The 9,369-nt window shown below is 72.6% G+C and carries 11 protein-coding genes; 7 read left to right on the top strand and 4 right to left on the bottom strand.

What is annotated here, in order from left to right:
• A complete protein-coding gene (locus tag ACIP4O_RS05555) occupies positions 1–426 on the top strand; it encodes a DUF4307 domain-containing protein (protein ID WP_401571812.1) in 426 nt (141 codons plus the stop codon).
• A 179-nt stretch (positions 427–605) separates the two neighbouring features.
• Entirely contained in the window at positions 606–1,103 is a 498-nt protein-coding gene (greA, locus tag ACIP4O_RS05550; RefSeq protein WP_164291926.1) for a transcription elongation factor GreA, read from the top strand.
• Between the two features lie 70 nt (positions 1,104–1,173).
• On the opposite strand, the gene ACIP4O_RS05545 is transcribed toward greA, so the two are convergent.
• Both ACIP4O_RS05545 and ACIP4O_RS05540 read right to left on the bottom strand, forming a co-directional pair.
• Positions 1,174–1,980: an ABC transporter permease gene (locus ACIP4O_RS05545; RefSeq protein WP_361331458.1), complete on the bottom strand. Its 807-nt coding sequence runs from the start codon at positions 1,978–1,980 to the stop codon at positions 1,174–1,176.
• Entirely contained in the window at positions 1,977–3,035 is a 1,059-nt protein-coding gene (locus ACIP4O_RS05540; RefSeq protein WP_401571808.1) for an ATP-binding cassette domain-containing protein, read from the bottom strand. Before ACIP4O_RS05540 ends, ACIP4O_RS05545 begins: the two co-directional genes overlap by 4 nt.
• 254 nt (positions 3,036–3,289) lie before the next feature.
• Here ACIP4O_RS05540 and ACIP4O_RS05535 point away from each other — a divergent pair, with 254 nt between their 5' ends.
• The 3 genes from ACIP4O_RS05535 (at position 3,290) to ACIP4O_RS05525 (ending at position 4,696) form a co-directional block, all read left to right on the top strand.
• Positions 3,290–3,826 carry a MarR family winged helix-turn-helix transcriptional regulator gene (locus ACIP4O_RS05535; protein WP_401571805.1) on the top strand — a complete coding sequence of 179 codons (537 nt, stop codon included), beginning with the start codon at positions 3,290–3,292 and terminating at the stop codon, positions 3,824–3,826.
• A gap of 133 nt (positions 3,827–3,959) precedes the next feature.
• A complete protein-coding gene (locus ACIP4O_RS05530; RefSeq protein WP_401571802.1) occupies positions 3,960–4,445 on the top strand; it encodes a siderophore-interacting protein in 486 nt (161 codons plus the stop codon).
• Positions 4,442–4,696, top strand: coding sequence for a hypothetical protein (locus tag ACIP4O_RS05525; RefSeq protein WP_401571800.1), 255 nt, complete (start codon positions 4,442–4,444; stop codon positions 4,694–4,696). Before ACIP4O_RS05530 ends, ACIP4O_RS05525 begins: the two co-directional genes overlap by 4 nt.
• 46 nt (positions 4,697–4,742) lie before the next feature.
• On the opposite strand, the gene ACIP4O_RS05520 is transcribed toward ACIP4O_RS05525, so the two are convergent.
• A complete protein-coding gene (locus ACIP4O_RS05520) occupies positions 4,743–5,891 on the bottom strand; it encodes a cystathionine gamma-synthase (RefSeq protein WP_401571797.1) in 1,149 nt (382 codons plus the stop codon).
• A gap of 157 nt (positions 5,892–6,048) precedes the next feature.
• Between ACIP4O_RS05520 and ACIP4O_RS05515 the strand changes: the two genes are divergently transcribed.
• On the top strand, positions 6,049–7,155 hold the full coding sequence (locus tag ACIP4O_RS05515; RefSeq protein ID WP_401571795.1) for a hypothetical protein: 1,107 nt from the start codon (positions 6,049–6,051) through the stop codon (positions 7,153–7,155).
• A 55-nt stretch (positions 7,156–7,210) separates the two neighbouring features.
• Here ACIP4O_RS05515 and ACIP4O_RS05510 read toward each other — a convergent pair whose 3' ends face one another.
• Positions 7,211–8,269 (bottom strand): NAD(P)-dependent alcohol dehydrogenase, encoded by a 1,059-nt coding sequence (locus ACIP4O_RS05510; RefSeq protein WP_401571792.1) that lies wholly within the window; start codon positions 8,267–8,269, stop codon positions 7,211–7,213.
• 195 nt (positions 8,270–8,464) lie between these two features.
• Here ACIP4O_RS05510 and ACIP4O_RS05505 point away from each other — a divergent pair, with 195 nt between their 5' ends.
• On the top strand, positions 8,465–9,355 hold the full coding sequence (locus ACIP4O_RS05505; RefSeq protein WP_401571789.1) for a helix-turn-helix domain-containing protein: 891 nt from the start codon (positions 8,465–8,467) through the stop codon (positions 9,353–9,355).
• Positions 9,356–9,369 lie beyond the last annotated feature (14 nt).

Genomic DNA, 9,369 nt, shown 5'->3' with positions numbered 1-9,369 from the left:
ATGACGGCGACCGCACCCGGCACGGCCGACGCCGACGCCGACGCCGCCCGCGCGTTCGCGAGCCGCTACGGGCGCGACAAGCGCACGGACAAGCAGCTCAAGACCGCCGGCGCCGTGCTCGGCGTCCTCCTCCTCGTCCTCGTGGGCTGGCTCGGCTGGAGCTACATCGCGGGACAGAAGCTGAGCGCCCAGGTGATCTCCTTCGACGTCTCCTCGGACCAGCACGTCAAGGTGCACCTCGAAGTCCGCAAGGACAAGGACGCGCACGGCTCCTGCACCGTCCGCTCGCAGTCCGCCGACGGCGCCGAGGTCGGCCGCGCCGACTTCCGCTTCGAGGAGTCCGCCAAGCGCGTGGACAAGGTCGTGACCCTCCGCACCACCTCGCGCGGCACGACCGCCGAGCTGATCGGCTGCCACGCCGACTAGGCCCCCGCGCGCGGCGCGGCCCCACCACCTGCGGGCCCTTCCCTCGGGGCACAAGTCCCCCAGGAATGTCCTCCCGCTCTGGCGTCTGAATTGTTAGGCTCGTGGTTTCGCCCGTCCGTGAAGGAACATCCTTCTGGTAGGGCGTTGATTTGTATTCCCAGTACCTACGAGGAGCACCTGTGACCCAGACGAGCGAAAACGTCACCTGGCTGACCCAGGAGGCGTACAACCGGCTCAAGGAGGAGCTGGAGTACCTGTCTGGTCCGGCGCGCACCGAGATCGCGAAGAAGATCGAGGAAGCGCGTGAGGAGGGCGACCTGCGCGAGAACGGCGGGTACCACGCGGCCAAGGAGGAGCAGGGCAAGCAGGAGCTGCGCGTCCGCCAGCTCACGCAGCTGCTCCAGCACGCGAAGGTCGGGGAGGCCCCCGCCGACGACGGCGTCGTGGAGCCGGGCATGGTCGTCACGATCGCCTTCGACGGCGACGAGGACGACACCCTCACCTTCCTCATGGCCTCGCGCGAGTACGCCAGCTCCGACATCGAGACGTACTCCCCGCAGTCGCCCCTCGGCACCGGCGTCAACGGCAAGAAGGTCGGCGACACCGCCGAGTACGAGCTGCCCAACGGCAAGAAGGCGTCGGTGAAGATCCTCGACGCCAAGCCGTACAAGGGCTGACGCCCACCCCCGCACAGGGCCCGCCCCGCCGCCGTACGGACGGCGCGGGGCGGGCCTTCGTCGTGGTGCCTCAGCCGTCGGCCCGGTGGAACTTGCGCACCGCCAGGGTGCGGAAGACCACGACGATGAGCGCCGAGTAGAGCAGCGAGGCCCACACCGGCTGCTGCATCGGCCACGCGGACGAGGGCGAGACCCCCGGGTCGCCGAAGAGCTGGCGGCAGGCCTGCACCGTCGCGCTGAAGGGGTTCCAGTCGGCGATGTGGCGCAGCCACGGGGTCATCTGGCGCGAGTCGACGAAGGCGTTCGAGACGAAGGTGACCGGGAAGAGCCAGATGATGCCGCCGGACGTCGCCGCCTCCGGGGTCCGTACCGACAGGCCGATGAGCGCGCCGATCCACGTGAAGGCGTAGCCGAAGAAGAGCAGCAGCCCGAAACCGGCGAGGATCTTGCCGATGTTCGTCGGCTCGGCCGAACCGGGCCGCCACCCCACCGCGAGGCCCACCGCCGCGAGCACGGCGAGGGTCACCGCCGTCTGCACGAGGTCCGCGACCGTGCGTCCCGTGAGCACCGAGCCCCGTGTCATCGGCAGTGACCGGAAACGGTCGACGATGCCCTTCTGCATGTCGTCCGCGATGCCGGCCGCCGAGCCCGCCGTGGCGAAGGTGACGGTCTGCGCGAAGATGCCCGCCATCAGGAAGTTCTTGTAGACCTCCTGGCTCGTGGTGGGACCGATCTTGATCGAGCCGCCGAAGACGTACGTGAACAGGATCACGAACATCACCGGCTGGATGATGTTGAACAGCACCACTTCCGGGATGCGGGTCATCCTGATCAGGTTCCGCCGGGCGATGACGAGCGAGTCGGACACGGCGCTCATGGGCTCTGCTCCTTGCCGTCGGCGTCACCTTCGCCCGCCCCCGCTTCCCCGCCCCCGGCGTCACCCTCCACCACGTCCCCCTCCGCCACGTGTCCCGTCAGGCTGATGAAGACGTCGTCGAGGGTCGGGCGGCGCAGGCCGACGTCGTCGATCTCGATGCCCCGCGTGTCGAGTTCCCGGATCACCTCGACGAGGAGCCTCGCCCCGCCCCGTACCGGCACCGTGAGCCCGCGCGTGTGCGCCTCGCGGGTCACCGCGTCCTCGCCGGCCTCGGGGACGGCGACGCGCGAGAGGACCTCGGCCGCCTCCTCCATGCGCGCGGGGTCGTGCACCACGAGTTCCACGCGCTCCCCGCCGATCTGCGCCTTCAGCTCGTCCGAGGTGCCGCGCGCGATCACGCGGCCGTGGTCGATGACGCAGATGTCGTGCGCGAGGTGGTCGGCCTCCTCCAGGTACTGCGTCGTGAGCAGCATCGTCGTGCCGCCCGCGACGAGGTCCTGGATGACGTCCCACAACTCCTGCCGGTTGGTCGGGTCGAGGCCGGTCGTCGGCTCGTCCATGAACATGACGGGCGGCTTGACGACGAGCGCGGCGGCGAGGTCGAGGCGGCGGCGCATCCCGCCGCTGTACGTCTTGGCGGTGCGGTCGGCCGCCCCGGCCAGGTGGAACTGTTCGAGGAGTTCGGCGGCGCGCGCCTTCGCCGCTCTCGCCCTCAGCTGGTAGAGCCTGCCGACCATCTCCAGGTTCTCGCGACCGGTCAGGTACTCGTCCACGGCGGCGAACTGCCCGGAGAGCCCGATCACGCGGCGCACGTCGTTCGGCCGCTCGACGACGTCGAAGCCCGCGACCGTCGCCGTGCCGGCGTCGGGGCGCAGAAGCGTCGTCAGGCACTGGACCGCGGTGGTCTTCCCGGCTCCGTTCGGGCCGAGCAGTCCGAGTACAGTCCCCTCGGGCACGTCGAGATCGACGCCGTCGAGCGCCTTCACCGAGCCGAAGGTCTTCACGAGCCCTTCGGCGTGCACGACTCCGCTCACACGCTCCCCCGTCCGCTCCATACCGTCCCGCCCAGCATCACCGGGCGTGCGAAGGTGCGCACGGCGGGTGCGGCGAACGGGGGCCGGGACAGCGCCGGTACGGGCCCGACGGCGGTACGTGGCGTATGCACCAATTTGCCCGGCGGATGCACCGGATCAAGGTCCCATAAGCAAAAAATGACCTCTCTTTGGTTTACGCACCCCCGGTCACTGTGGGGGCGGAGCCGCGTACGCTGTCCCCCAACCAGCCACCAAGCGTGAAGTGAGCCCCGGCCATGCCCACAACTCCGGACATGACGACCGCGAGCGAATCCGGTCTGCTCGAAACCCTCCAGCACTCCGTCGCGGTCTTCGCGCGGCGTGCCGAACAGACCCGCCTCGGCGGGGTGGGGCAGGTGCGGAACTCGATGGACCGCGCCGCGTACCTCCTGCTCAACCGGCTCGACTCCGAAGGCCCCATGGGTGTCAAGGCGCTCGCCGCGAGCATGGGCATCGACTCCTCGACGGTGACCCGCCAGGTCGCCCCGCTCGTCGACACGGGCCTCGTCAAGCGCACCTCGCACCCCGAGGACGGGCGCGCGGTCGTGCTGCGGCTCTCCCCGCGCGGCGAGGCGCGGCTCGCGGAGGTACGGGCCTCGCGGCGCGAGCTGATGGCGGAGCTGACCGCGGACTGGACCCCCGAGGACCGCGAGGCGTTCACCGAACTCCTCGGCCGCTTCAACGGCGCCCTGCTGCGCCGCCAGGCCGGACAGCACGGAGCCGCGCCGCGCGAGGCGGCGACACAGGACGGGGCGGCACCCGAGGGGGCCTGAACGACCGGAGGGCCGGTGGCGCGGCCGCGCGAGCTCCTCACGAGAGCCCGTGGGCCCGTACGGACCCGCCCGCCCCTTGACCCCCGTCCCGCCTTGGGCCTGTGATGGACCGGACCGGGCGAAGGGGGAACGGGTGGCCTCGGCCAGACGGCGGGCGGCACGGCCGCGGCAGCCGGACGGAGCGCGCGAGTTCGCGGCGTACGTCGACGGGGCCGCGCCCAGGCTGCTGCGCACCGCCGCGCTCCTGACGGGCGAGGCGGGGCAGACGACCGGCGGCGAGCCCATCGCCCCGCTCGCCCTCGCGCTCCTGCGCCGCGCCCTCGCCCGTACCTACGCGGTCTGGGACCGCCTGGAGCGCACCGACCCCTACGACCACACGCGCGCCGAACTCCTCGCGCTCTTCCTGCGCTCCTCCTGGTACCGGCGGCGGCGCGGTCGCGGCCCGCTGGCCGCGCTCCCCGCGCGGGTGCGGCTCGTCCTCGTGCTGCGGCTGTACGAGGGCGTCGCCGAGGAGCAGGCGGCCGCGCTGCTCGGGCTCTCCGTGGACCGGGTGCGGCTGCTGTGCGCGCGGGGAGTGCACCTCGTCCTGCACCCGCCCGCCTCCGGGGCGGCGCCGTGAGTCTCGCGGACCGCGAGGAGGCGGCGGTACGGGAGGTGCTCGCCGGGCTGGCCGTGCCGTTCGCGCCCTCGGGCCTGGCGGCCGAGGCGGCGCGCAGGGGGCGCGGCGCGCGGCGGCGGCGGGCGCGACTGCGGCGGGCGGGGTGGGTGCTGCTGTGCGGCGCGGTGCTCGTCCTCGCGGTGTGGGCGGCCAGGACGCGGCCGTGGACCGTGCCCGAGGAGGTGACCACTCCCCCGTACCCGCGCTGGTGAGGGACTCGTACCCCGCGCTGGTGAGGGAGTGGCCACCCGGGGGCGGCTAGCCCAGGGCCTGGCGCAGGTCGTCGAGGAGGTCGTCGGCGTTCTCGATGCCCACCGAGAGGCGCACGAGGTCGGCCGGGACCTCCAGCGGGGAGCCGGCTGCCGAGGCGTGGGTCATGCGCCCGGGGTGTTCCAGGAGCGACTCGACGCCGCCGAGGGACTCGCCCAGCGTGAAGAGCTTCGCGCGGTCGCACACCGCGACCGCCGCCTCCTCGCCGCCCGCGACCTGGAAGGACACCATCCCGCCGAAGGAACGCATCTGCTTCGCGGCGATCTCGTGGCCCGGGTGCTCGGACAGGCCCGGGTAGAGGACGCGCGTCACCTTGGGGTGGCGCGTGAGCATCTCGGCGACGCGGGCGGCGTTCTCGCTGTGCCGGTCCATGCGCACCGCGAGGGTCTTGATGCCGCGCAGCACGAGCCAGGAGTCGAAGGGCCCGGCGACGGCGCCCATCGCGTTCTGGTGGTAGGCGAGTTCCTCGGCGAGGGTCTCGTCCGAGACGACGAGGGCACCGCCGACGACGTCGGAGTGGCCGCCCATGTACTTCGTCATGGAGTGCACGACGACGTCGGCGCCGAGCGCGAGGGGCTGCTGGAGGTAGGGGCTCGCGAAGGTGTTGTCGACGACGAGCTTCGCCCCGGCCTCCTGCGCGACGGCCGCGACGGCGGCGATGTCGGTGATGCCGAGGAGCGGGTTCGAGGGGGTCTCGACCCACACGGCCTTCGTCCGGTCGGTGAGCGCGGCGCGCACCGCGGACGGGTTGGAGGTGTCGGCCACCGAGAAGTCGACGCCCCAGCGGCTCACGACCTTCGCGAAGAGGCGGAACGTGCCGCCGTAGGCGTCGTCGGGGATGACGACGTGGTCGCCGGGGGCGAGGAGGGTGCGCAGGAGGCAGTCCTCGGCGGCGAGCCCGGAGGCGAAGGCGAGGCCGCGCCGGCCGCCCTCCAGGGCCGCGAGGTTCTCCTCCAGGGCGGTGCGGGTCGGGTTGGCGCTGCGGCTGTACTCGTAGCCGCCGCGCAGCCCGCCGACGCCGTCCTGCTTGTAGGTCGACACCTGGTAGATCGGCGGGACCACGGCCCCGGTGAGGGGATCGGCGGTGTTCCCCGCATGGATCGCCACGGTCTCGAAGTTGTTGTACCTGTCGGTCATGCGCACCGAGCGTAGTGCCCCGGCGACGGTGCGGGCGCCGGGCGGGGGTCCGGCAGCGTTTTCGGGAAGAGGCGCGGATACGGGCACTTGACGCCGCCTTGGCACGTTCTTGAGGTGAGGTTGGCCAATTCGTCTCGGGGTCTGGTTCGCTGGGGGTATGGAGATTCTCTGGTCCCTGTTCGGGGTCCTCTTGATCGGTGCCGTCGTGGCCTCCGTGCTGCGCAGGCGCGGGGCCACCGGTATCCGCCTGGCGCAGCCCGGCGACCCGGACGCCGCCGACCCGGCCGCGTACGGCTTCGTGCGGCAGGAGGAGCTGGACGTACGCCTGCCGGGGCCCGACGACGAGCTGCTGCGCACGCTGCGGCTCGTGCAGGGCGGGCAGGACTGGCAGGCGGCGGCGCGGCTGCTCGCGGGCACGGACAAGCACGGGGAGCTGCGCTGGCAGCGCGTACAGGCGTTCGCGGGGGCGGCCTCGCTGGAGCTGGCGCGCCACCCGGGCGAGGGCGGGCGTTGGCTGCGGACGTGGCGCGCACAGGCGCCGAAGGACGCGGGGGCGGCGGCGGTGCACGCGGAGTTCCTCGTCCAGCAGGCGTGGCGGACCTCGACGGTCGGCACGGACGAGTTCCGGATCATCCTGGAGGAGGCGCGCGCGGCCTGCGAGCAGGCGGCGCTCCTCGCGCCCGGCGACCCGGTGCCGCACATCACGCGGCTCGCGGTGGCGCGCGGGCTCGGCGAGAGCCACGAGGACTTCGAGCAGCTGTGGCTGAAGATCCTCGACGTCGCGCCCGCGCACCTGGGCGCGCACCTGACGGCGCTGTCGTACTGGAGCGGGAAGTGGCACGGCTCGGCCGATTTCGCCGACTCCTTCGCGCAGGCCGCCGCCGCGCGCGCCCCGCGGGGCTCGCTGCTCGCCGCGCTGCCGCTCTTCTCGCTCTTCGACCACCTGGACGACGTGGTCCTCGTCCAGGACTTCCACGACACGGCGGTGGTCAAGCGGGCCCTGCACGGCGCGCTGTACGCGGTCCGCTCGGCCCGCCACGACGACCCGGCGGCCCCCCTCGTCAACCACCTCCTGCTGCGCTTCCTCGTCCAGGGCAGGCGGTGGGGCGAGGCCATGGAGCAGGTCGTCCGCGTCGACGGCTACGTGGGCGCCCTCCCCTGGACCCTGAGCGAGGACCCGGCCGCCGAGTACGCGGTCTACCGGGCCCTCGCGGTCGCGGGCTACGAGGCGAACGGCGGCAACCCGGCGACGCTGACGCGGTGAGGCCGGGAGGGGCGGGCGGGGTCCTGGGGCCCCTGCCCGCCCCTCCCCCGCCGCGTCAGATCGTCGCCGTGTCGATCACGAAGCGGTAGCGGACGTCGCTCGCGAGGACGCGCTCGTAGGCCTCGTTGATCTGGTCCGCGCGGATGAGCTCGATGTCGGCGCCCAGGTGGTGCTCGGCGCAGAAGTCGAGCATCTCCTGCGTCTCGGGTATGCCGCCGATCGCGGAGCCCGCGAGGGTCTTGCGGCCGCCGATGAGCGAGAACATGTTGACCGCGTTCGGCTCCTCGGGGGCGCCGACGTTGACGAAGGCGCCGTCCACGCGGAGCAGGCCCAGGTAGGCGTCGATCGGGAGCGGCGCGGAGACCGTGCAGATGATCAGGTCGAAGCTGCTCCGCAGCTCCTTGAACGTCGCCTCGTCGCTCGTCGCGTAGTAGTGCGCGGCGCCGAGCCGCAGCCCGTCCTCCTTTTTGCGCAGCGACTGGCTCAGGACGGTGACCTCGGCGCCCATCGCGGCGGCGAGCTTGACGGCCATGTGCCCGAGGCCGCCGAGCCCGACGACGGCGACGCGCTTGCCGGGGCCCGCGTTCCAGTGCCGCAGCGGCGAGTACGTGGTGATGCCGGCGCACAGCAGCGGCGCGGCCTCGTCGAGCGCGATGCCCTCGGGGATGCGCAGGGCGTACTTCTCGTCGACGACGAGGTGCGTGGAGTAGCCGCCGTAGGTCGGCTCGCCGTTCTTCTCGCGGCCGTTGTACGTGGCGACGGTGCCGTTCACGCAGTACTGCTCAAGGCCCTGCTCGCAGTACTCGCACTCGCGGCAGGAGTCGACGAAGCACCCGACGCCGACGCGGTCGCCGACCGCGTACTTGGTCACGGCGGAGCCGGTCTCGGTGACGACGCCCGCGATCTCGTGGCCCGGGACCATCGGGAAGATGCCCTTGCCCCAGCCCTCGCGGGCCTGGTGGATGTCGGAGTGGCAGATGCCCGCGTACTTGATGTCGATGAGCACGTCGTGCGCGCCGACCTCCCGGCGCGCGATGGTGGTGCGCTCCAGGGGCGCCTTGGGCGCGGGTGCGGCGTAGGCGGGGACGGCGGTCAGGCTGGTCGTGCTGGTCATACGGGGAAACACTCTCCGTGGTAGTTCGTCGCGGCCCGTGTGGGGGTTCCCGCGTGGCGGGTGCGGGCCGTCGTCCAGTGTGCGGGTGCCCGGGGCGGTGGCCCAGATCCCCCTTGGACGTACGCCTGCCGTGCGTACCACCAGCGGGGACAGGCTCACGGGAATGCTCCGCGACGTCCGGCGGATACTGGAAGGATGAGCACTACATCCGACGGCCGCGCGGTGCCCGGCGCCCTCGACCCGAAGGCGGAGCTGAGCGAGTTCCTGCGGCTGCGCCGGGCCGGGCTCAAGCCGCGCGACGTGGGGCTGCCCGAGCTGGGCAGGCAGCGCAGGGTGCCGGGGCTGCGGCGCGAGGAGCTGGCGCAGCTCGCGGGCGTCTCCGTGGCGTACTACACACGGCTCGAACAGGGCAACGCGGGCAATGTCTCGGCCGAGGTCCTCGACGCGGTCGCCCGGGCACTGCGGCTGAGCCACGCCGAGCACGAGCACCTGCTCCACCTCGCGCGCGCCCGCCCGGGCCGCAAGAAGAAGCGCGGCTGCCCCACCACGCTGCGCCCCGCGCTCGGTACCCTCCTCGACTCGCTCGACGTACCCGCCTACGTCCTCGACGGCCGCACCGACATCCTCGGCTGGAACCGGCTCGCCGCAGCCCTCCTGCACGACTTCGGCGGCCTCCCGCCGCACCGCCGCAACTTCGCGCGCCTCGTCTTCCTCGAACCGGCGCTCCGCGACCGCTTCGTGGACTGGGAGGCGAAGGCCGCCGAGACGGTGCGGGCGCTGCGCGTCTACGCCGGTTACTGCTCCGAGGACACCGAACTGACCGGACTGATCGGCGAGTTGTCGCTGCACAGCGAGGACTTCCGGCGGCTGTGGGCGGCGCACGAGGTGCGGGACCTGGGCCACGGCACGAAGGCGTTCCGCCACCCGCTGGTCGGCGAACTGACCCTCTCGTACGAGACGCTGCGGCTGCCCGACGATCCGGGACAGAGCCTCTTCGTCTACCACGCGGAGCCCGGTTCGGCCTCGGCGGAAGCCCTGCGGCTGCTGGGCAGTTGGGGACAGGACGCGACGGCGGTACGGGGGTAGGCAGGGGCGGTACG

This window comes from Streptomyces sp. NPDC088923, from assembly GCF_044749745.1.
Classification (GTDB): Bacteria; Actinomycetota; Actinomycetes; order Streptomycetales; family Streptomycetaceae; genus Streptomyces.
Note: the sequence above shows the minus strand (reverse complement) of the source record. Positions and strands in the feature narration are given on the sequence as shown.